A 22,449-nucleotide genomic window follows, 5' to 3' on the forward strand; every position below is an offset into this window, starting at 1 on the left:
CCTGTGGCTAGCTTCCTAGTTTGCTCTTTGATTTTCATTGAATATCAAAGAGCAATCCTAGCCTCACTAGTCCTTTTCACCCCAGAATAAGGGAAATATGTTATACTTGTTTTTAAGAAAAAAGTCTCATTGAATTTGTTTTGAGGAGTTAGAAATGAAAGTATTAGTGACAGGTTTTGAGCCCTTTGGAGGGGAAAAGGTTAATCCAGCCTTGGAGGCTATTAAAGGTTTACCAGCTGAAATCCATGGTGCTGAGGTTCGTTGGCTAGAAGTGCCGACAGTTTTTCACAAATCGGCTCAAGTATTGGAAGAAGAGATGAGTCGTTATCAACCTGATTTTGTCCTTTGTATTGGCCAAGCAGGTGGAAGATCTAGTTTGACACCTGAACGAGTGGCCATTAACCAAGACGATGCACGCATTCCTGATAATGAAGGTAATCAGCCGATTGACCTTCCTATTCGCCCAGATGGTGCTCCGGCTTATTTTAGTAGTCTACCGATTAAAGCAATGGTTCAAGCTATAAAAAAAGAGGGATTGTCGGCCTCTGTTTCCAATACGGCAGGGACTTTTGTCTGCAATCATTTGATGTATCAGGCCCTCTATTTGGTAGAAAAGAAATTTCCACATGTTAAGGCAGGTTTTATGCATATTCCTTATATGATGGAACAGGTGGTGAATAGACCGACTACTTCAGCTATGAGTTTAGTGGATATTAGGCGAGGGATAGAAGCGGCAATTGGCGCCATTATCGAACATGGAGATCAAGACCTCAAGTTGGTAGGTGGAGAAACTCATTGATAGAAAAAAGCTTGAAGGGTCACCTTCAAGCTTTTGGACGTTTTCGAGCCAGTACTGCTCGGTAAAAAATCATTTTATTGATTTGAATGTAGGGTAGGAGTGAAAAACTAGCCCTACCAGGGGTAGTTTAGTTGGTATTTTTTACTAAGTGCTGCTCTAAGTACTGCTCTATAAAAGCTGATTTTAGTACATTGGATATAAGGTAGGAGTAAAAAACTAGCAATGCCAAAGGTAATCCAATTGAGGAAGTACCAAGGAAGAAGCTGTAAATCTAGGACAAAGTGCTGGAACTTGTAGCCCTTCATAAAGGAACGGCTAGTTTTTAGGATTCGTCTTGGTGAGGCCTGTCCTAGGTCTAGACTATAACAGAGAAGAAATTCCACCTGTGAATAGGCATAATACTGTGGAATATAGAGGATATTTCCTACAATGATCAAGATGAGACTTGCAAGAAAGTAGAGTCCAAAGACCATGAGGAAACGCTCGGTTTCAACTGATGAGAGATCTAGATTTGGAAACTCAGGATGTAGGGTGACGAATTTTTTGGCTAAAAAGCTACTATAAAAGAGGAAGTAAATCCCAAGTAAATTAGGGATACTCCATAAAAAGAGATAGAAACGTTTGAGAAGTAGGGTCAAAAAGGTTTGAGAAAAGAGCTCCTCATCAAAGAGAGCTAGGCTGTTTTTTACAGATGGCTCCGTTTTAGAATCTTTCATGAGTGTCAGTGTTGCATAGACGGAACTGGTCAAAAGAATAGTCCCGATAAAGGAGACTAGTAGAGGAAAGAGGTAGGCTTGAAGTATTTGACCAAGTATGCTGAAAAATGGTTGTTCTAAAACAGTCCCGTGGATCCGAGATAAGGGATTAAGAAAACCAGATAAGATGACCAGCATACTGGGAAGGATATAGAGGAGAAAGAGACGGGGGGTGTCAGCCTGAAAATGTTTTGACTCCTGACGAATTGTTTTTAAATCAATTTTTGGATAGTTCATTCTCTTATTATACCATAGTTCGTGACAGTTCCTACTTTTTTTGATAAAATCATACAGTATGCCCTTGGGTACAAAGTATGAACTGGGACTGTCTTTCCCAGCTTCGGAGGTAAAAAATGTCAGATTCACCAATCAAATATCGTTTGATTAAGAAAGAAAAACACACGGGAGCTCGTCTGGGAGAAATCATCACTCCCCACGGCACCTTCCCGACGCCTATGTTTATGCCAGTTGGAACTCAAGCCACTGTCAAAACTCAGTCGCCTGAAGAATTGAAGGAGATGGGTTCGGGAATTATCCTGTCAAACACCTATCATCTCTGGCTTCGTCCTGGAGACGAACTCATTGCACGCGCTGGTGGTCTCCACAAGTTCATGAATTGGGACCAGCCTATTTTGACAGATAGTGGTGGTTTTCAGGTTTATTCCTTAGCAGATAGCCGTAATATCACAGAAGAAGGAGTAACCTTTAAAAACCATCTCAATGGTTCTAAGATGTTCCTATCGCCAGAAAAAGCCATCTCTATTCAGAATAATTTGGGTTCAGACATCATGATGTCCTTTGACGAATGTCCTCAGTTTTATCAACCATACGACTACGTTAAGAAATCAATCGAGCGTACCAGCCGTTGGGCTGAGCGTGGTTTGAAAGCTCATCGTCGTCCGCATGACCAAGGGTTATTTGGGATTGTGCAGGGGGCTGGATTTGAAGACCTACGTCGCCAATCAGCTCATGACCTTGTCAGCATGGATTTCCCAGGCTACTCTATCGGTGGCTTGGCAGTGGGAGAAACCCATGAAGAGATGAATGCGGTCTTGGATTTTACAACTCAACTGCTGCCTGAAAATAAACCTCGCTATTTGATGGGTGTGGGAGCGCCAGATAGCTTGATTGATGGGGTGATTCGTGGGGTAGATATGTTTGACTGTGTCTTGCCGACTCGTATCGCTCGTAATGGGACTTGTATGACCAGTCAGGGACGTTTGGTTGTCAAAAATGCCCAGTTTGCTGAGGACTTTACGCCACTGGATCCTGAGTGTGATTGTTACACATGTAAGAACTATACACGTGCTTATCTTCGTCACCTACTCAAGGCTGATGAAACCTTTGGTATCCGCTTGACTAGCTACCACAATCTTTACTTCTTGCTTAACCTGATGAAGCAAGTGCGACAAGCCATCATGGATGACAATCTCTTGGAATTCCGTGAGTATTTTGTTGAAAAATATGGCTATAATAAATCAGGGCGTAATTTCTAAAATGGAATTGATATAAGCTAAAAATCCTAAGTTTTCTCTTGGGATTTTTCTTCTTTTTTTGATAGAATAAAGTGTACAATGAAAGGGAGAATAAACTCGTATGCGCATTAAATGGTTTTCCTTGATTAGGATTACAGGTTTACTACTGGTACTCTTGTATCATTTCTTTCAGACCATCTTTCCTGGAGGATTTTTCGGGGTAGATGTCTTTTTCACATTTTCAGGCTTTTTGATTACGGCTCTACTCATCGAAGAGTTTTCTAAAAATCATGAGATTGACTTGATTGGATTTTTTAGGAGACGCTTTTATCGGATTGTGCCACCTGTGGTTTTGATGGTCTTGGTGACCATGCCTTTTACTTTCTTGGTTCGCCAAGATTATGTGGCTGGAATTGGGGGTCAGATTGCGGGTGTTTTAGGCTTTATGACCAACTTCTATGAACTCCTAACAGGTGGGAGTTATGAATCACAGTTCATTCCTCATTTGTTTGTTCATAATTGGAGCTTGGCCGTTGAGGTTCACTACTATATCCTCTGGGGATTGGCAGTTTGGTTCTTATCCAAACAGGCTAAATCAAATGGTCAGTTGAAGGGGATGGTCTTTCTTTTATCTGCTGCTGCCTTCTTGATCAGCTTCTTCTCCATGTTTATTGGTAGTTTTCTAGTAACCTCTTATTCCTCTGTTTACTTCTCCAGTTTAACTCATGTCTATCCATTCTTTTTGGGAAGTATTCTAGCAACTATTGTAGGCGTTCGTCAGACGACTTCCCTAGTCAAGCAGTTGGATAAAATCTGGGATTTACGAAAGACCCTTTTAGTTTTTGGAGGAGGTTTTGGCTTCGTACTCATTTTGACCTTCTTTGTCAAATTTACCTATCTCTTTGCCTATCTTATTGGCTTCTTGCTTGCCAGCATTGCAGCCCTTGCTATGATTCTGGCGGCGCGTGTCTTGCATGAAAAGACTCCTAATGTGCAAGAACCAAAGATTATCAGCTTTTTAGCAGATACTAGTTACGCTGTCTATCTCTTCCATTGGCCTTTCTATATCATTTTTTCACAATTGACATCAAATCTTCTTGCTGTGTTACTGACTTTGATTTGTTCTTATGGATTCGCCAGCCTATCATTTTATGTGTTGGAACCTTGGATTGCAGGAAAGGACACACCTATTATACAAACCCTTCGTCCCCTGCCTTATATTCACGCAATTCTTGCGACAAGTACAGGAATCTTGGCCTTCATTGTCTTCTTAGTAACTTTGTTGGCACCACAAGTGGGAGCTTTTGAGACAGACTTAACTGTCAATGGTTTGAAGCAAGCTGCAACAAATATTAGCCAAACCAAGGTGATGACAGAACGGGCAGATGCAAATAGTTTAGGAATTGCTGATGGTACTATGTTAATTGGTGACTCAGTGGCTCTAAGAGCTAATACAGCCCTGCAGACAGCCCTTCCTGGAGCACAGATTAACGCGCAGGTCAGCAGAACAACCAAGACCGCCAACGAAATCATGCTCAACAATAGCCAGAATAAATTTTTACCTAAGATGGTGATCATTGCAACAGGGGTAAATAATCCTGAAAATTACAAGGAAGATTGGGATAGTATCGTGAAAAATCTTCCTAAGGGGCACCATATGGTTTTGGTGACTCCTTATGAAGGAGATAAGACAAAAGAGACCTATGCAATCGTTGAGAAGGCGGCTGCCTATATGAGAGAATTGGCAGAGAAGACTCCTTACATCACCATTGCTGATTGGAATCAAGTTGCGAAAGAGCATCCAGAAATTTGGACAGGAACAGACCAAGTCCATTTCGGAAGTGACACTAGCACTATTGAAGCAGGAGCAAAATTGTATGCAGATACCATTGCCACAGCCTTGCAGACGGCTCAAGACAAGCCAGTTAAATCAAAATAACCTGTATTACAGAGAAAAGAGTTGGAGAAATCCAGCTCTTTTAAAATATCTTTAGAAAATAGGTCTATACCATTTACAAATGAATCAGAAAGGTTTATAATGTAATTGACATAATAAATATCAAAAGTAATCTTTTAAGGAGGTCATTATTATGCCTAATTACGTTAAAGCGGATCAGTTTTTCTATCCATTTGGCATTCGTCGCGGTGGGTACTTAGAACTTGTTGATGGCAAATTTGGGAAACATGTGGATCAAATTCCTGAAGGAGCAGAGGTTCTTGACTATACTGGTTATAGCATTGCACCAGGTCTTGTGGATACTCATATTCATGGATATGCAGGTGTAGATGTGATGGACAACAATATTGAAGGTACATTGCATACTATGAGTGAAGGACTTCTTAGTACCGGTGTTACCAGTTTCTTGCCCACAACTTTAACAGCCACTTATGAGCAATTGCTTGCAGTCACTGAAAATCTTGGAAACCATTATAAAGAAGCAACAGGTGCTAAGATTCGTGGGATTTATTATGAAGGTCCATATTTCACAGAAACTTTTAAGGGGGCACAAAATCCAACTTATATGAGAGACCCGGGTGTTGAGGAGTTTCATTCTTGGCAAGATGCTGCAAAAGGGATGCTAAATAAAATCGCTATTGCACCAGAACGTGATGGGGTGGAAGATTTTGTACGTACTATTACAGGTGAAGGTGTGACAGTTGCACTTGGACACTCAGATGCGACATTTGAACAAGCTAAGAAGGCAGTTGATGCTGGAGCTAGTGTATGGGTACATGCCTATAATGGGATGCGTGGTTTAACACACCGCGAACTAGGTATGGTAGGAGCTATGTATGAGCTCCCACATACTTACGCAGAATTGATTTGTGATGGTTATCACGTAGATCCAAAAGCTTGTGAGATTTTACTTAAGCAAAAGGGAACTGAAAATATTGCCCTTATCACAGACTGTATGACAGCAGGTGGTTTGGAAGATGGAGACTACATGTTGGGAGAATTCCCAGTTGTAGTAGCAAATGGAACTGCACGTCTCAAATCTACTGGTAATTTGGCAGGTTCTATCCTCAAACTTAAAGATGGTATGAGAAATGTAGTCGAATGGGGTATTGCGAATCCGCATGAAGCGGTCATGATGGCCAGCCTTAACCCAGCTAAATCTGTTCACATTGATGATGTCTGTGGTCAAATCCGTGAAGGTTATGATGCGGACTTTATCGTATTAGATAAAGATTTGGAATTGGTAGCAACTTACCTAGATGGTGTGAAACGTTATCAAGCATAAGAGAGAAAGCAGAAGTTAGAGATTAGCTTCTGCTTTTTTATCTATATTGCTTTACTGGTAAATAAAAAAACTAAAAAAATCACAAAAAAACTTGAATAAACAAATGAAAAGGCTTACAATTATATTATAAATAGTACAAATAAAAAACGGAGGATTGCTTTATGAAAGCCTATACTTATGTTAAACCAGGACTTGCTTCTTTTGTTGATGTAGACAAACCAGTTATTCGCAAGCCAACAGACGCTATTGTGCGTATCGTAAAAACCACTATTTGTGGAACAGACCTCCATATTATCAAAGGGGATGTCCCTGCTTGCCAAAGTGGTACCATTCTTGGTCACGAAGGGATTGGGATTGTGGAAGAAGTTGGGGAAGGAGTTTCTAACTTCAAAAAAGGCGATAAGGTCTTGATTTCTTGTGTCTGTGCCTGTGGTAAATGCTACTACTGTAAAAAAGGAATTTATGCCCACTGTGAAGACGAAGGGGGCTGGATTTTTGGTCACTTGATTGATGGTATGCAGGCTGAGTATCTACGTGTCCCTCATGCAGATAACACTCTTTACCACACTCCAGAAGACTTGTCAGATGAAGCCTTGGTTATGCTATCAGACATTCTGCCTACTGGGTATGAAATTGGTGTCTTGAAAGGAAAAGTAGAACCTGGTTGTAGCGTAGCCATTATTGGTTCAGGTCCAGTTGGATTGGCTGCTCTCTTGACAGCTCAGTTCTACTCACCAGCCAAATTGATTATGGTGGACTTAGACGATAACCGCTTGGAAACTGCTTTATCATTTGGTGCGACTCACAAGGTTAATTCTTCAGACCCTGAAAAAGCGATTAAAGAAATTTATGATTTGACAGATGGCCGTGGTGTAGATGTCGCTATCGAAGCTGTTGGTATTCCTGCAACATTTGATTTCTGTCAAAAGATTATCGGTATAGACGGAACAGTTGCCAACTGTGGTGTACATGGTAAACCAGTCGAATTCGATTTGGATAAACTTTGGATTCGCAACATCAATGTAACAACTGGTTTGGTATCTACAAATACAACTCCACAATTGTTGAAAGCACTTGAAAGTCATAAGATTGAACCAGAAAAATTGGTAACTCATTATTTCAAACTCAGTGAAATTGAAAAAGCCTATGAAGTCTTCAGTAAGGCAGCAGACCACCATGCAATTAAGGTCATCATCGAAAACGATATTTCTGAAGCCTAGGTAGTAAAAAGATTTTGGAACACAAGCAAATAGAAATTCAGTCATCCATCAGATGGCTGGATTTTTTATCAAGAAATTAAGAAATGAGCATATTTCTTTCCTTGTTTAGCGGAATTGGTTATAATATACGGTACAAAGGAATGAATGAATATGTATCGTGTTATAGAAATGTACGGAGATTTCGAACCCTGGTGGTTCTTAGAAGGTTGGGAAGAAGATATTGTAGCTAGTAAGAAATTTGACCAGTATTATGATGCTCTCAAATACTACAAAACTTGCTGGTTTAAATTAGAACAAGAATCCCCTCTTTATAAAAGCAGAAGTGACTTGATGACCATTTTTTGGGATCCAGAAGACCAACGCTGGTGCGATGAATGTGACGAGTATTTACAACAATACCATTCTTTGGCTCTTTTACAGGATGAGCAGGTTATCCCAGATGAAAAACTACGCCCAGGCTATGAAAAACAAACAGGTAAGGAAAGGCACCGTTCTTGCCGTATAAAATTAAAATAGAGAAAAAGTAACTTTTTTGGAGTTGCTTTTTTTATTTTTCCAAATCTTTGCGAATAGTATAGGTGAGGAGGTAAGTATGGTTCAAGAAATTGCACAAGAAATCATTCGTTCAGCCCGGAAAAAAGGAGCGCAAGACATTTATTTTGTCCCCAAGTTAGACGCCTATGAGCTTCATATGAGGGTAGGAGACGAGTGCTGTAAAATCGGTTGTTATGATTTTGAAAAATTTGCGGCCGTCATCAGTCACTTTAAGTTTGTGGCGGGTATGAATGTGGGAGAAAAGAGACGTAGTCAACTTGGTTCCTGTGATTATGCCTATGACCAGAAGATGGCGTCCCTACGTCTATCTACTGTAGGCGATTATAGAGGGCATGAGAGTTTAGTTATTCGTTTGTTGCATGATGAGGAGCAGGATTTGCATTTTTGGTTTCAGGATATTGACGAATTGGGCAAGCAGTACAGGCAACGGGGACTTTATCTTTTTGCTGGCCCAGTCGGCAGTGGCAAGACAACCCTGATGCATGAATTAGCTAAGTCCCTTTTTAAGGGGCAACAAGTCATGTCCATCGAAGATCCAGTCGAAATCAAGCAGGACGACATGCTCCAGTTGCAGTTGAACGAAGCAATCGGGTTGACGTATGAAAATCTCATCAAACTTTCCCTACGTCATCGACCAGATCTCCTGATTATCGGAGAAATTCGGGACAGCGAGACGGCACGTGCAGTGGTCAGAGCTAGTTTGACAGGGGCGACAGTCTTTTCAACCATTCACGCCAAGAGTATTCGAGGTGTTTATGAGCGCCTGCTGGAGTTGGGTGTGAGTGAGGAGGAATTGGCAGTCGTTCTGCAAGGAGTCTGCTACCAGAGATTAATCGGGGGAGGAGGAATCGTTGACTTTGCAAACAAAGACTATCAAGAACACCAGCCAACTAGCTGGAATGAGCAGATTGACCAGCTTCTTAAAGATGGACATATCACAAGTCTTCAGGCTGAGACGGAGAAAATTAGCTACAGCTAAGCAAAAAAATATCATTACCTTGTTTAACAATCTCTTTTCCAGTGGTTTTCATCTGGTGGAGACCATCTCCTTTTTAGATAGGAGTGCCTTGTTGAACAAGCAGTGTGTGGCCCAGATGCGCACGGGCTTGTCTCAAGGTAAATCATTCTCAGAAATGATGGAAAGTTTGGGTTTTTCAAGTGCTATTGTCACCCAGTTATCCCTAGCTGAAGTTCATGGGAATCTCCACCTGAGTTTGGGAAAGATAGAAGAGTATCTAGACAATCTGGCCAAGGTCAAGAAAAAACTAATTGAAGTAGCGACCTATCCTTTGATTTTGCTAGGTTTTCTTCTCTTAATCATGCTGGGGCTACGGAACTATCTACTACCACAACTGGATAGTAGTAATATCGCCACTCAGATTATCGGTAATCTGCCACAAATCTTTCTAGGAATGGTAGGGTTTGTTTCCATACTTGTCCTTTTAGCACTCACTTTTTATAAAAGAAGTTCTAAGATGCGCGTCTTTTCTATATTAGCGCGCCTTCCCTTACTTGGAATCTTTGTTCGGACTTATTTGACGGCCTATTACGCGCGTGAATGGGGGAATATGATTTCGCAGGGGATGGAGTTGACGCAGATTTTTCAGATGATGCAGGAACAAGGTTCTCAGCTCTTTAAAGAAATCGGTCAAGACCTAGCTCAATCCCTACAAAGTGGCCGCGAATTTTCTCAAACCATAGCGACCTATCCTTTCTTTAAGAAGGAGTTGAGTCTCATTATCGAGTATGGGGAAGTCAAGTCCAAGCTGGGTAGTGAGTTGGAAATCTATGCTGAAAAAACTTGGGAAGCCTTTTTTACCCGAGTCAACCGCACCATGAATTTGGTGCAGCCACTGGTTTTTATCTTTGTGGCACTGATTATCGTTTTACTTTATGCGGCAATGCTCATGCCCATGTATCAAAATATGGAGGTAAATTTTTAACATGAAAAAAATGATGACATTCTTGAAAAAAGCTAAGGTTAAAGCTTTCACTCTGGTAGAGATGTTAGTGGTCCTTTTAATCATCAGTGTGCTTCTCTTGCTCTTTGTACCTAATCTGACCAAGCAAAAAGAAGCAGTCAACGACAAAGGAAAAGCTGCTGTTGTTAAGGTGGTAGAAAGCCAGGCAGAGCTTTATAGTTTGGGAAAAAATGAAGAGGCTAGCCTAAACAAGTTACAAGCAGATGGGCGAATCACCGAGGAACAGGCTAAAGCCTATAAAGAATACCATGCTAAACAAAATAAGACTCAAACGGTCGCAGATTAAGGCCTTTACCATGCTGGAAAGTCTCTTGGTTTTGGGACTTGTGAGTATCCTTGCCTTGGGCTTGTCAGGCTCTGTCCAGTCCACTTTTGCGGCGGTAGAGGAGCAGATTTTCTTTATGGAGTTTGAAGAACTCTATCGGGAAACCCAAAAACGCAGTGTAGCCAGTCAGCAAAAGACAAGTTTGAGCATAGACGGACAGACCATTAGCAATGGCAGTCAAAAGCTGACAGTTCCTAAAGGAATTCAAGCACCATCGGGACAAAGTATCACATTTGACCGAGCTGGGGGCAATTCGTCTCTGGCTAAGGTTGAATTTCAGACCAGTAAAGGAGCGATTCGCTATCAATTATATCTAGGAAATGGAAAAATTAAACGCATTAAGGAAACAAAAAATTAGGGCAGTGATTTTACTGGAAGCAGTAGTTGCTTTAGCTATCTTTGCCAGCATTGCGACCCTCCTTTTGGGACAAATTCAAAAGAATAGGCAAGAGGAAGCAAAAATCTTGCAAAAGGAAGAAGTCTTGAGGGTAACTAAGATGGCCTTGCAGACAGGTCAAAATCAGGTAAACATAAATGGAGTTGAGATTCAGGTGTTTTCTAGTGAAAAGGGATTGGAGGTCTACCATGGTTCAGAACAGTTGTTGGCTATTAAAGAGCCATAAGGTCAAGGCTTTTACCTTATTAGAATCCCTGATTGCCCTCATTGTCATCAGTGGAGGCTTACTCCTATTTCAGGCCATGAGTCAGCTCCTCGTTTCAGAAGTTCGCTACCAGCAACAGAGCGAGCAAAAGGAGTGGCTCTTGTTTGTGGATCAGTTGGAGGCAGAATTAGACCGTTCGCAGTTCGAAAAAGTAGAAGGCAATCGCCTCTATATGAAGCAGGATGGCAAGGAAATTGCGATAGGCAAGTCTAAATCAGATGATTTTCGGAAAACCGATGCCAGTGGACGAGGTTATCAGCCTATGGTTTATGGACTCAAATCCGCACAGATTACAGAGGACAATCAACTGGTTCGTTTTCGTTTCCAGTTTCAAAAAGGCTTAGAAAGGGAGTTCATCTATCGTGTGGAAAAAGAAAAAAGTTAAGGCAGGTGTTCTCCTATATGCAGTCACCATGGCAGCTATCTTTAGTCTTTTGTTACAATTTTACTTGAACCGACAAGTAGCCCACCATAGAGACTATGCTTTAAATAAAGAAAAGTTGGTTGCTTTTGCTATGGCCAAACGAACCAAGGATAAAGCTGAGCAAGAAAGTGGGGAACAGGTTTTTAATCTAGGTCAGGTAAGCTATCAAAATAAGAAAACAAACTTGGTGACGACGGTTCGTACGCCTAAGAGCCAATATGAATTTATCTTTCCTTCCGTCAAAATTAAAGAAGAGAAAAGAGATAAAAAGGAAGAGGTAGCGACCGATTCAAGCGAAAAAGTGGAGAAGAAAAAATCAGAAGAGAAGCCTGAAAAGAAAGAGAATTTCTAGCCAATCAAGCTACTTTGTGCTAAACTAAAGATATGAATCATGATTTTAACCACAAAGCAGAAACTTTTGATTCCCCTAAAAATATCTTTCTTGCAAACTTGGTTTGTCAAGCAGTCGAGAAACAGATTGATCTTCTATCAGACAAAGAAATTTTGGATTTCGGTGGAGGGACGGGGCTATTAGCCTTGCCTCTGGCAAAACAAGCCAAATCTGTAATATTGGTGGATATTTCAGAGAAAATGCTGGAGCAAGCTCGTTTGAAAGCGGATCAGCAAGACATCAAGAATATCCAGTTTTTGGAGCAAGAGTTTGATCTCATTGTTGTTAGTCGGGTTCTTCATCATATGCCTGATTTGGATGCGGCTCTCTCACTGTTTCGTCAACATTTGAGGGAAGATGGACAACTCCTACTTGCTGATTTTACCAAGACAGCTACTAACCATCACGGATTTGAATTGCCTGAATTGGAAAAACAGCTAATTGAGCATGGTTTTTCATCTGTGCATAGTCAGATCCTCTATAGCGCTGAAGACCTGTTTCAAGGAAATTACGCAGAACTCTTTTTAACAGTAGCCCAAAAATCACTCGCCTAGTCAGGGAGTGATTTTTCTATAAGGATGGAAAAAAGAAGGGAAATTTGATAAGATAGGAATATGGATTTTGAAAAAATTGAACAAGGTTATACCTATTTACTAGAGAATGTCCAAGTCATCCAAAATGATTTGACGACCAACTTTTATGACGCCTTGGTGGAGCAAAATAGCATCTATTTGGATGGTGAAACTGAGCTAGAGCAGGTCAAAGGGAACAATCAGGCCCTTAAGCGTTTAGCGCTTCGCAAAGAAGAATGGCTCAAGACCTACCAGTTTCTCTTGATGAAGGCTGGGCAAACAGAACCCTTGCAGGCCAATCACCAGTTTACACCAGATGTTATTGCCTTACTTTTGGTGTTTATTGTGGAAGAGTTGTTTAAAGAAGAGGAAATCACTATCCTCGAAATGGGTTCTGGGATGGGAATTCTAGGCGCTACTTTCTTGACCTCGCTTGATAAAAAGGTGGATTATTTGGGAATGGAAGTGGATGATTTGCTGATTGATTTGGCGGCTAGTATGGCAGATGTAATTGGTTTGCAGGCTGGCTTTGTCCAAGGAGATGCCGTTCGTCCACAGATGCTCAAAGAAAGTGATGTGGTCATCAGCGACTTGCCTGTTGGCTATTATCCTGATGATGTCGTTGCGTCGCGTCATCAAGTTGCTTCTAGTCAAGAACATACCTACGCCCATCACTTGCTCATGGAACAAGGACTTAAGTATCTCAAGTCAGACGGATACGCTATTTTTCTAGCTCCGAGTGATTTGTTGACCAGTCCTCAAAGTGATTTGTTGAAAGGCTGGTTGAAAGAGGAGGCAAGTCTGACTGCCATGATTAGTTTGCCTGAAAATCTCTTTGCCAATGCCAAACAATCCAAGACCATTTTTATCTTACAGAAGAAAAGTAAAACAGCAGTAGATCCTTTTGTTTATCCACTTGCTAGCTTGCAAGATGCAAGTGTTTTAATGAAATTTAAAGAAAATTTTCAAAAATGGACTCAAGGTACTGAAATATAAAATAGATTTTGTTATAATAGATGAAAACGCTTAAAAAGGGGTATCATGTTATGACAAAAACAATTGCAATCAATGCAGGAAGTTCAAGTTTGAAATGGCAATTATACTTAATGCCAGAAGAAAAAGTGTTAGCCAAAGGTTTGATTGAACGTATCGGTTTGAAAGATTCAATTTCAACTGTAAAATTTGACGGCCGTTCTGAGCAACAGATTTTGGATATCGAAAATCACACACAAGCTGTTAAAATCTTATTGGATGACTTGATTCGTTTCGATATTATCAAGGCTTATGACGAGATTACAGGTGTTGGACACCGTGTTGTGGCTGGTGGAGAATATTTCAAAGAATCAACAGTCGTTGAGGGAGATGTTTTAGAAAAAGTTGAAGAGTTGAGCTTGTTGGCTCCTCTCCACAATCCAGCCAATGCAGCAGGTGTTCGTGCCTTCAAGGAATTGTTGCCAGACATTACCAGTGTAGTTGTTTTTGATACTTCATTCCACACAACTATGCCAGAGAAAGCTTATCGCTATCCTCTACCAACAAAATATTACAGAGAAAACAAGGTTCGTAAATATGGTGCCCACGGTACAAGCCATCAGTTTGTAGCAGGAGAAGCAGCAAAACTCTTGGGACGTCCATTAGAAGACTTGAAGTTGATTACCTGTCATATTGGTAACGGAGGCTCAATTACAGCTGTGAAAGCTGGTAAGTCTGTCGACACTTCTATGGGCTTCACTCCTCTGGGTGGTATTATGATGGGAACTCGTACAGGGGACATTGATCCAGCTATCATTCCTTACTTAATGCAATATACAGATGATTTTAACACACCAGAAGATATCAGTCGTGTTCTGAATCGTGAATCAGGTCTTTTGGGAGTTTCTGCTAATTCTAGCGATATGCGCGATATAGAAGCAGCTGTAGCAGAAGGGAATCACGACGCTAGCTTGGCTTATGAAATGTATGTTGACCGTATTCAAAAACATATCGGTCAGTACCTTGCAGTGCTAAATGGAGCAGATGCCATTGTTTTCACAGCAGGTGTTGGTGAAAATGCAGCAAATTTCCGTCGTGATGTAATCTCAGGAATTTCGTGGTTTGGCTGTGATGTTGATGATGAAAAGAATGTCTTTGGCGTTACAGGAGACATCTCAACAGAGGCAGCTAAAATCCGTGTCTTGGTTATTCCAACAGATGAAGAATTAGTCATTGCCCGTGATGTTGAACGCTTGAAAAAATAAGTAAAACTAGTAAAAATATTCCGTACAAGGAGTTGGGAAAGAGATTTTCCGGCTCCTTTTTCTGATGAAATTGTGCAAAACCTTGCTATGATTGGTTTTTTTGAAAAATATGGTATAATAGTAGTAATTTAATAGATGGAGTTGAGTTTTGAAGAAAAACTTTCGTGTAAAAAGAGAGAAAGATTTTAAGGCGATTTTCAAGGAAGGGACAAGTTTTGCCAATCGCAAATTTGTTGTCTACCAGTTAGAAAACCAGAAAAACCATTTTCGAGTAGGTCTATCAGTTAGCAAAAAACTGGGGAATGCCGTCACTAGAAATCAAATCAAGCGACGGATCCGACATATTATCCAGAATGCCAAAGGGAGTCTGGTAGAAGATGTAGACTTTGTTGTCATTGCTCGAAAAGGAGTCGAAAACTTGGGATACGTAGAGATGGAGAAAAATCTACTCCACGTATTAAAATTATCAAAGATTTACCAGGAAGGAAATGGGAGTGAAAAAGAAACTACAGTTGACTAGTTTGCTAGGACTGTCTCTATTGATCATGACAGCCTGTGCAACTAATGGGATAACTAGCGATATTACAGCCGATTCGGCTGATTTTTGGAGTAAATTGGTTTACTTCTTTGCGGAAATCATTCGCTTTTTGTCGTTTGATATCAGTATCGGAGTGGGGATTATTCTCTTTACGGTCTTGATTCGTACAGTGCTCTTGCCAGTCTTTCAGGTGCAAATGGTGGCTTCTAGGAAAATGCAGGAAGCTCAGCCGCGCATTAAGGCGTTGCGAGAACAGTATCCAGGTCGAGATATGGAGAGCAGAACCAAGCTAGAGCAAGAAATGCGTAAAGTCTTTAAAGAAATGGGTGTCAGACAGTCAGATTCACTTTGGCCGATTTTGATTCAGATGCCGGTTATTTTGGCCTTGTTCCAAGCTCTATCAAGAGTTGACTTTTTGAAGACAGGTCATTTCTTATAGATTAACCTTGGTGGTGTGGATACAACCTTTGTTCTTCCGATTTTAGCAGCTGTATTTACCTTTTTAAGTACTTGGTTGTCCAACAAAGCTTTGTCTGAGCGTAATGGCGCTACGACTGCGATGATGTATGGGATTCCGGTCTTGATTTTTATCTTTGCAGTTTATGCGCCAGGTGGAGTCGCCCTCTACTGGACAGTGTCCAATGCTTATCAAGTCTTGCAAACCTATTTCTTGAATAATCCATTCAAGATTATTGCAGAGCGCGAGGCAGTAGTTCAGGCACAGAAAGATTTGGAAAATAGAAAAAGAAAAGCCAAGAAAAAGGCTCAGAAAACGAAATAATAAGGAGGAATCTGGTAATGGTAGTATTTACAGGTTCAACTGTTGAAGAAGCAATCCAGAAAGGATTGAAAGAATTAGATATTCCAAGAATGAAGGCTCATATCAAAGTCATTTCTCGTGAGAAAAAAGGGTTTCTTGGCTTATTTGGTAAAAAACCAGCCCAAGTGGATATCGATGCTATTAGTGAAACGACAGTTGTAAAAGCAAACCAACAAGCTGTAAAGGGAGTTCCAAAACAAATCAATGATTTGAATGAGCCTGTTAAAACAGTCAGTGAAGCAACTGTTGATTTGGGTCATGTTGTAGAAGCAATTAAAAAGATTGAAGAGGGAGGCCAAGGTATTTCTGATGAAGTCAAGGCTGAAATCTTAAAACATGAAAGACATGCCAGCACTATCTTGGAAGAAACTGGTCACATTGAGATTTTAAATGAACTTCAAATCGAGGAAGCGATGAGGGAAGAAGCAGGCGCTGATGACCTTGAAACTGAGCAAGACCAAACTGAAAATCAAGACTTGACAGAGATGGGCTTGAAAGTTGAACCGAGCTTTGATATTGCCCAGGTGGCTACGGATGTGACTGCCTATGTTCAAGCGATTGTGGATGATATGGATGTTGAAGCCACACTTTCAAATGATTATAACCGTCGTAGTATCAATTTGCAAATTGATACTAACGAACCAGGTCGTATTATCGGCTACCACGGTAAAGTCTTGAAAGCCTTGCAACTGTTGGCTCAAAATTATCTTTACAACCGCTATTCAAGAACCTTCTACATTACTATCAATGTCAATGATTATGTTGAACACCGTGCAGAAGTCTTGCAGACCTATGCGCAAAAATTGGCGACTCGTGTTTTAGAAGAAGGACGCAGTCATCAGACAGATCCAATGTCGAATAGCGAACGCAAGATTATCCATCGTATTATTTCACGTATGGATGGCGTGACCAGTTACTCTGAAGGTGATGAGCCCAATCGCTATGTCGTTGTAGATACAGAATAAACAAAATCAGGATTGACCTGATTTTTTGCTAGCTGGAGGAGATTAAATTAATGTTGAATAAGATAAGAGACTATTTAGACTTTGCAGGGATCCAGTATCGTAATCCAGATAAAGCGGGAGAAGAGCGAGAGAAGATGCTGGAATTGCGTTACAAAGGCCAAGAGGCTCGAAAGGCTTTTACAGAACTGGCTAAAGCCTTTCAAGCAAGACATCCAGAATGGCAACTCCAACAGACTAGCCAGTGGATGAATCAGGCTCAGCGCTTGCGACCACACTTCTGGGCTTATCTACAGCGTGAGGGGAAAGTGACAGAGCCTATGATAGCCTTGCGTTTGTATGGGACATCTACTGACTTTGGAATTTCTTTGGAAGTCAGTTTCATCGAGCGCAAGAAAGATGAGCAAACTTTGGAGAAACAAACCAAGGTATTAGAAGTTCCAGTTGTAGAAGGGATTTATTATCTAGTCTACTCTGATGATCAAAGTCAAAGATGGGAGTCGAACGAAGAAAATCGTCGTACTTTACGTGAGAAGTTGAGAAGTCAGGAAGTTCGAAAAGTGTTAGTTAAAGCAGATGTTTCTGTGACAGAAAATTCATCTGAAGAAGATTTCGTGGAAAATTTATTGAAATCTTATGATAAAATTCTTCCATTTTATCTAGCTACGAGAAACTAAGCTAATCATTAAAATATCATAAATCATACAGTCCAAGAGTGAACAGTCCGCTGTGTAATTCTTGGTCTTTTTGTTTACGCTTTCAAAGTATATAATAAACCTACAAAAACAATTCAAAAGGAGAACAATTATGGAAGTTATTTCAAGTGTTCTAAATTGGTTTTCTAGCAATATTTTGCAGAATCCCGCATTTTTCGTAGGTTTATTGGTGTTGATAGGATACGCACTTTTGAAAAAACCTGCCCACGACGTTTTCTCAGGGTTTGTTAAAGCAACAGTAGGGTATATGTTGCTCAACGTGGGTGCGGGTGGTTTGGTTACAACCTTCCGTCCGATCTTAGCAGCCCTTAACTACAAATTCCAAATTGGTGCAGCTGTTATTGACCCTTACTTTGGACTGGCTGCAGCAAACAACAAAATTGCAGCAGAGTTTCCAGATTTTGTCGGGACTGCAACTACAGCTCTATTGATTGGTTTTGGAATAAATATCTTGCTTGTAGCTCTTCGCAAGATTACGAAGGTAAGAACCCTCTTTATTACTGGGCACATCATGGTACAACAAGCTGCAACAGTATCTCTTATGGTTCTATTCTTAGTACCACAATTGCGCAATGCTTACGGTACAGCAGCGATTGGTACCATCTGTGGACTTTACTGGGCAGTTAGTTCAAATATGACTGTTGAGGCAACTCAACGCTTGACTGGTGGTGGCGGATTTGCGATTGGCCACCAACAGCAATTTGCAATCTGGTTTGTAGATAAAGTAGCAGGACGCTTTGGTAAGAAAGAAGAAAGTTTAGATAATCTTAAATTACCTAAGTTCCTCTCAATCTTCCACGATACAGTTGTTGCATCTGCTACCTTGATGCTCGTATTCTTCGGAGCCATTCTTTTAATCTTGGGTCCAGACATTATGTCTAATAAAGAAGTCATTACTTCAGGAACGTTATTCAATCCTGCTAAACAAGATTTCTTTATGTACATTATTCAAACAGCCTTCACTTTCTCAGTTTACTTGTTCGTTTTGATGCAAGGTGTCCGCATGTTCGTATCTGAGTTGACAAACGCCTTCCAAGGTATTTCAAACAAATTATTGCCAGGTTCATTCCCAGCGGTCGACGTTGCAGCTTCTTATGGATTTGGATCTCCAAACGCTGTCTTGTCTGGATTTGCCTTTGGTTTGATTGGTCAATTGATTACAATTGTCTTGCTCATCGTCTTTAAAAACCCTATCCTTATTATTACAGGATTTGTACCAGTATTCTTTGATAATGCAGCAATTGCAGTTTACGCTGATAAGCGTGGCGGATGGAAAGCAGCTGTTATCCTATCCTTTATATCAGGCGTCCTCCAAGTTGCTCTAGGAGCTCTATGTGTAGCTCTTCTCGACTTAGCATCTTACGGTGGTTACCATGGAAATATCGACTTTGAATTCCCATGGCTTGGATTTGGATATATCTTCAAATACCTTGGTATTGTTGGTTATGTACTTGTGTGTCTCTTCTTGCTTGTTATTCCTCAACTTCAATTTGCCAAAGCAAAAGATAAAGAAAAATACTACAACGGTGAAGTTCAAGAAGAAGCATAGTTTCTAGAAAAGGAGAAAATAAAATGGTTAAAGTATTAGCAGCGTGTGGAAATGGAATGGGTTCATCTATGGTTATCAAGATGAAGGTTGAAAATGCCCTCCGTAAGCTTAATCAAACAGATTTTACAGTCAATTCATGTAGTGTCGGTGAAGCAAAAGGTTTAGCAGCAGGTTATGACATCGTAATCGCTTCTCTTCATTTGATCCAAGAATTAGAAGGTCGGACTAATGGGAAGTTAATTGGGCTTGACAACTTGATGGATGATAAAGAAATCACTGAAAAACTCAGTCAAGCACTACAGTAAAAGGTTGGAGGGGGCTGGATAGAAACTGAGAGTCATCGTTTCTGTCCTTCTCCCTCTTTAAATAAAGGAGGCAGATATGAATTTAAAACAAGCTTTAATTAACAATGACTCGATCCGACTAGGTTTAGAAGCTAAAGACTGGAAAGAAGCAGTCAAGGTAGCAGTAGATCCCTTGATTGAAAGTGGAGCAATTTTGCCAGAGTATTACGATGCTATCATTGAATCGACTGAAGAGTATGGCCCATACTATATCTTAATGCCAGGTATGGCTATGCCCCATGCTAGACCTGAAGCTGGAGTGCAAAGAGATGCCTTTTCATTGATCACCTTACAAAATCCTGTTGTATTTTCAGATGGGAAAGAGGTATCTGTTTTGTTGGCACTAGCAGCAACAAGCTCAAAAATTCACACAAGTGTAGCCATTCCACAAATCATTGCCCTGTTTGAATTAGAAGATTCTATTGCACGTTTACAGGCTTGCCAGACTAAAGAAGATGTCTTGGCTATGATTGAAGAATCTAAGGATAGCCCTTATCTCGAAGGATTGGATTTGGAAAGTTAGAAAGAGGAATAAAGAAATGACAAAAAGAATACCTAATTTACAAGTTGCATTAGATCATTCAGACTTGCAAGGAGCGATTAAAGCAGCTGTTTCTGTTGGTCAGGAAGTAGATATTATCGAAGCTGGAACTGTTTGCTTGCTTCAAGTTGGAAGTGAACTGGTTGAAGTCTTGCGTAGCCTTTTCCCAGATAAGATTATTGTGGCAGACACAAAATGTGCTGATGCTGGTGGAACAGTTGCTAAAAATAATGCAGTTCGTGGAGCAGACTGGATGACTTGTATCTGTTGTGCAACCATCCCTACTATGGAAGCAGCTCTAAAGGCTATCAAGACTGAACGAGGAGAACGAGGCGAAATCCAGATCGAGCTTTATGGCGATTGGACTTTTGAACAAGCTCAGCTTTGGCTAGATGCAGGTATCTCACAAGCTATCTATCACCAATCTCGTGATGCCCTTCTTGCTGGTGAAACTTGGGGTGAAAAAGACCTTAATAAGGTTAAAAAACTCATTGACATGGGCTTCCGAGTTTCTGTAACAGGTGGTCTAGATGTAGATACTCTCAAACTCTTTGAAGGCGTTGATGTCTTTACCTTTATCGCAGGTCGTGGAATTACAGAAGCTGCGGATCCAGCAGGAGCAGCGCGTGCCTTCAAGGATGAAATCAGACGAATTTGGGGGTAAACCATGGCACGTCCAATTGGAATTTATGAAAAGGCAACCCCGACACACTTTACTTGGCTAGAACGTTTAAATTTTGCCAAGGAGTTAGGCTTTGATTTTGTCGAGATGTCTATTGATGAACGTGACGAGCGTTTAGCAAGACTGGACTGGAGCAAGGAAGAGCGCTTGGAAGTTGTCAAAGCGATTTATGAAACTGGTGTTCGTATTCCTTCTATCTGTTTTTCAGGACATCGTCGTTACCCATTGGGATCAAATGATCCAGTTCTAGAGGAAAAATCTCTGGAACTCATGAAAAAATGTATCGAATTAGCTCAGGATTTGGGAGTTCGTACGATTCAATTAGCTGGTTACGACGTTTATTATGAGGAAAAGTCACCCCAGACACGCCAACGTTTTATCAAAAATTTGAGAAAAGCTTGTGACTGGGCTGAAGAGGCTCAGGTGGTACTTGCTATTGAAATTATGGATGATCCTTTCATCAATAGCATCGAAAAATACTTGGCTGTAGAAAAAGAGATTGACTCTCCCTACCTCTTTGTATACCCAGATATTGGTAATGTATCTGCATGGCATAATGATGTCTACAGTGAATTTTATCTTGGGCATCATGCCATCGCAGCTCTCCATCTCAAGGATACTTATGCAGTGACAGAAAGTTCAAAGGGCCAGTTCCGAGATGTAACTTTTGGGCAAGGTTGTGTCAAATGGGAAGAAGCTTTCGATATTTTAAAACAAACCAATTATAATGGACCTTTCCTAATCGAAATGTGGTCTGAAAATTGTGAAACTGTAGAAGAAACACGCGCAGCCATTCAAGAGGCGCAAGCTTTTCTCTATCCACTAATTAAGAAAGCAGGTTTGATGTAAGATGAATCAAGTAATAAACGATATGCGTAAACGAGTCTGTAATGCCAATCAATCATTACCAAAACATGGACTTGTCAAATTTACCTGGGGGAATGTATCTGAAGTCGATCGGGAACTCGGTGTCATTGTTATCAAACCATCAGGTGTGGATTATGACGAATTGACACCAGAAAACATGGTAGTGACTGATCTAGATGGTAAGGTCCTAGAAGGGGATTTAAGACCATCTTCTGATCTTCCAACTCATGTGCAGTTATATAAGGCTTGGTCAGAAATTGGTAGTGTGGTCCACACTCATTCGACAGAAGCTGTTGGTTGGGCTCAGGCAGGTCGTGATATTCCTTTCTACGGAACAACCCATGCAGACTATTTCTACGGTTCAATCCCTTGCGCCCGTAGTTTGACCAAGGACGAAGTAGAAGTGGCCTATGAAAAAGATACTGGCCTGGTTATCGTAGAAGAGTTTGAACGTCGCGGTCTCAATCCTGTTGAAGTACCAGGTATTGTTGTACGCAATCACGGTCCATTCACCTGGGGCAAAAATCCAGAGAATGCTGTTTATCACTCTGTCGTACTAGAGGAAGTATCAAAGATGAATCGCTTTACAGAACAAATCAATCCAAGAGTTGAACCTGCTCCCCAGTACATTCTAGAAAAACACTACCAACGTAAGCATGGACCAAATGCTTATTACGGTCAAAAGAAATAAGAAATTGAATTGAAAAGAGGCTAGGACCTTTCAATCCAAGCCTCGCTTTTGTAATTGTAAGTATTCGTTGTTAAGAGACTACTGTTGATAATTGAAATGC

Annotated in this window: 26 protein-coding genes and 2 pseudogenes; 26 read left to right on the plus strand and 2 right to left on the minus strand. The window is 40.8% G+C overall.

Translation table 11 applies throughout. From position 1 onward, the window contains the following. Positions 1-154: 154 nt before the first annotated feature. Positions 155-799 (plus strand): pyroglutamyl-peptidase I, encoded by a 645-nt coding sequence (gene pcp, locus HT730_RS03955; protein WP_173306877.1) that lies wholly within the window; start codon positions 155-157, stop codon positions 797-799. Positions 800-824: 25 nt separating this feature from the next. Here pcp and HT730_RS03960 read toward each other — a convergent pair. Both HT730_RS03960 and HT730_RS03965 read right to left on the minus strand, forming a co-directional pair. After that, positions 825-923 (minus strand): annotated as a pseudogene (locus HT730_RS03960) (beta-carotene 15,15'-monooxygenase); the annotation flags it as partial. After that, positions 913-1,791 (minus strand): DUF975 family protein, encoded by an 879-nt coding sequence (locus tag HT730_RS03965; protein ID WP_050973134.1) that lies wholly within the window; start codon positions 1,789-1,791, stop codon positions 913-915. The pseudogene HT730_RS03960 and the gene HT730_RS03965, both read right to left, overlap by 11 nt. A 116-nt stretch (positions 1,792-1,907) precedes the next feature. Here HT730_RS03965 and tgt point away from each other — a divergent pair, with 116 nt between their 5' ends. From tgt to HT730_RS04090, 25 genes and pseudogenes are all read left to right on the plus strand, one after another. Further along, positions 1,908-3,050, plus strand: coding sequence for a tRNA guanosine(34) transglycosylase Tgt (gene tgt / locus HT730_RS03970; protein WP_001285237.1), 1,143 nt, complete (start codon positions 1,908-1,910; stop codon positions 3,048-3,050). A gap of 100 nt (positions 3,051-3,150) precedes the next feature. Continuing rightward, on the plus strand, positions 3,151-4,968 hold the full coding sequence (locus tag HT730_RS03975) for an acyltransferase family protein (RefSeq protein WP_173306878.1): 1,818 nt from the start codon (positions 3,151-3,153) through the stop codon (positions 4,966-4,968). Between the two features lie 151 nt (positions 4,969-5,119). Further along, entirely contained in the window at positions 5,120-6,271 is a 1,152-nt protein-coding gene (nagA, locus tag HT730_RS03980) for an N-acetylglucosamine-6-phosphate deacetylase (protein WP_001134549.1), read from the plus strand. A 161-nt stretch (positions 6,272-6,432) separates the two neighbouring features. Then, entirely contained in the window at positions 6,433-7,491 is a 1,059-nt protein-coding gene (locus tag HT730_RS03985) for a zinc-dependent alcohol dehydrogenase family protein (RefSeq protein ID WP_000649457.1), read from the plus strand. Positions 7,492-7,641: 150 nt separating this feature from the next. Beyond that, the gene (locus HT730_RS03990; protein ID WP_173250007.1) at positions 7,642-8,007 is read left to right on the plus strand and encodes a DUF1033 family protein; all 366 of its coding nucleotides are present in this window, start codon (positions 7,642-7,644) and stop codon (positions 8,005-8,007) included. Positions 8,008-8,083: 76 nt separating this feature from the next. Beyond that, positions 8,084-9,025, plus strand: a complete 942-nt coding sequence (gene comGA / locus HT730_RS03995; RefSeq protein ID WP_173306879.1) for a competence type IV pilus ATPase ComGA — start codon at positions 8,084-8,086, stop codon at positions 9,023-9,025. Then, positions 8,973-9,989: a competence type IV pilus assembly protein ComGB gene (comGB, locus tag HT730_RS04000; protein ID WP_173306898.1), complete on the plus strand. Its 1,017-nt coding sequence runs from the start codon at positions 8,973-8,975 to the stop codon at positions 9,987-9,989. Before comGA ends, comGB begins: the two co-directional genes overlap by 53 nt. Position 9,990: 1 nt before the next feature. Next, complete coding sequence (comGC, locus tag HT730_RS04005; protein WP_000738648.1) at positions 9,991-10,314, plus strand: comG operon protein ComGC; 324 nt, start codon at positions 9,991-9,993, stop codon at positions 10,312-10,314. After that, on the plus strand, positions 10,277-10,711 hold the full coding sequence (gene comGD, locus HT730_RS04010; protein ID WP_041864711.1) for a competence type IV pilus minor pilin ComGD: 435 nt from the start codon (positions 10,277-10,279) through the stop codon (positions 10,709-10,711). Before comGC ends, comGD begins: the two co-directional genes overlap by 38 nt. Further along, positions 10,674-10,976 (plus strand): competence type IV pilus minor pilin ComGE, encoded by a 303-nt coding sequence (gene comGE / locus HT730_RS04015; RefSeq protein WP_191995726.1) that lies wholly within the window; start codon positions 10,674-10,676, stop codon positions 10,974-10,976. The genes comGD and comGE overlap by 38 nt, the downstream gene beginning before the upstream one ends. After that, complete coding sequence (gene comGF / locus HT730_RS04020; protein ID WP_000250508.1) at positions 10,939-11,400, plus strand: competence type IV pilus minor pilin ComGF; 462 nt, start codon at positions 10,939-10,941, stop codon at positions 11,398-11,400. Before comGE ends, comGF begins: the two co-directional genes overlap by 38 nt. Next, positions 11,378-11,791: a competence type IV pilus minor pilin ComGG gene (comGG, locus tag HT730_RS04025; protein WP_173306880.1), complete on the plus strand. Its 414-nt coding sequence runs from the start codon at positions 11,378-11,380 to the stop codon at positions 11,789-11,791. Before comGF ends, comGG begins: the two co-directional genes overlap by 23 nt. Positions 11,792-11,823: 32 nt before the next feature. Beyond that, positions 11,824-12,384, plus strand: coding sequence for a class I SAM-dependent methyltransferase (locus HT730_RS04030; RefSeq protein WP_173306881.1), 561 nt, complete (start codon positions 11,824-11,826; stop codon positions 12,382-12,384). A 60-nt stretch (positions 12,385-12,444) separates the two neighbouring features. Beyond that, on the plus strand, positions 12,445-13,398 hold the full coding sequence (locus HT730_RS04035) for a class I SAM-dependent methyltransferase (protein WP_173306882.1): 954 nt from the start codon (positions 12,445-12,447) through the stop codon (positions 13,396-13,398). 50 nt (positions 13,399-13,448) lie between these two features. Next, a complete protein-coding gene (locus tag HT730_RS04040; protein ID WP_173306883.1) occupies positions 13,449-14,639 on the plus strand; it encodes an acetate kinase in 1,191 nt (396 codons plus the stop codon). A 148-nt stretch (positions 14,640-14,787) separates the two neighbouring features. Further along, positions 14,788-15,159, plus strand: coding sequence for a ribonuclease P protein component (rnpA, locus tag HT730_RS04045; protein ID WP_173306884.1), 372 nt, complete (start codon positions 14,788-14,790; stop codon positions 15,157-15,159). Then, positions 15,134-15,958: pseudogene (locus tag HT730_RS04050) on the plus strand (membrane protein insertase YidC). Before rnpA ends, HT730_RS04050 begins: the two are co-directional and overlap by 26 nt. Positions 15,959-15,975: 17 nt before the next feature. Then, positions 15,976-16,962, plus strand: coding sequence for an RNA-binding cell elongation regulator Jag/EloR (gene jag, locus HT730_RS04055; RefSeq protein WP_173306885.1), 987 nt, complete (start codon positions 15,976-15,978; stop codon positions 16,960-16,962). Positions 16,963-17,012: 50 nt separating this feature from the next. Next, entirely contained in the window at positions 17,013-17,636 is a 624-nt protein-coding gene (locus HT730_RS04060) for a ribonuclease P (protein WP_173267821.1), read from the plus strand. Positions 17,637-17,766: 130 nt separating this feature from the next. After that, positions 17,767-19,224: a PTS ascorbate transporter subunit IIC gene (locus HT730_RS04065; protein WP_173267820.1), complete on the plus strand. Its 1,458-nt coding sequence runs from the start codon at positions 17,767-17,769 to the stop codon at positions 19,222-19,224. A gap of 23 nt (positions 19,225-19,247) precedes the next feature. Beyond that, positions 19,248-19,529, plus strand: a complete 282-nt coding sequence (locus tag HT730_RS04070; protein WP_000241466.1) for a PTS sugar transporter subunit IIB — start codon at positions 19,248-19,250, stop codon at positions 19,527-19,529. Between the two features lie 76 nt (positions 19,530-19,605). Continuing rightward, positions 19,606-20,091 (plus strand): PTS sugar transporter subunit IIA, encoded by a 486-nt coding sequence (locus tag HT730_RS04075; protein ID WP_173306886.1) that lies wholly within the window; start codon positions 19,606-19,608, stop codon positions 20,089-20,091. A gap of 16 nt (positions 20,092-20,107) precedes the next feature. Next, a complete protein-coding gene (locus HT730_RS04080) occupies positions 20,108-20,773 on the plus strand; it encodes a 3-keto-L-gulonate-6-phosphate decarboxylase UlaD (RefSeq protein WP_000166737.1) in 666 nt (221 codons plus the stop codon). A 3-nt stretch (positions 20,774-20,776) separates the two neighbouring features. Next, positions 20,777-21,640, plus strand: a complete 864-nt coding sequence (locus tag HT730_RS04085; protein WP_173306887.1) for an L-ribulose-5-phosphate 3-epimerase — start codon at positions 20,777-20,779, stop codon at positions 21,638-21,640. Position 21,641: 1 nt separating this feature from the next. Then, positions 21,642-22,349 carry an L-ribulose-5-phosphate 4-epimerase gene (locus tag HT730_RS04090; protein ID WP_173218200.1) on the plus strand — a complete coding sequence of 236 codons (708 nt, stop codon included), beginning with the start codon at positions 21,642-21,644 and terminating at the stop codon, positions 22,347-22,349. The last annotated feature ends 100 nt before the right edge of the window (positions 22,350-22,449 follow it).

This window comes from Streptococcus sp. k-628 (genome assembly GCF_013277475.1).
GTDB lineage: Bacteria > Bacillota > Bacilli > Lactobacillales > Streptococcaceae > Streptococcus.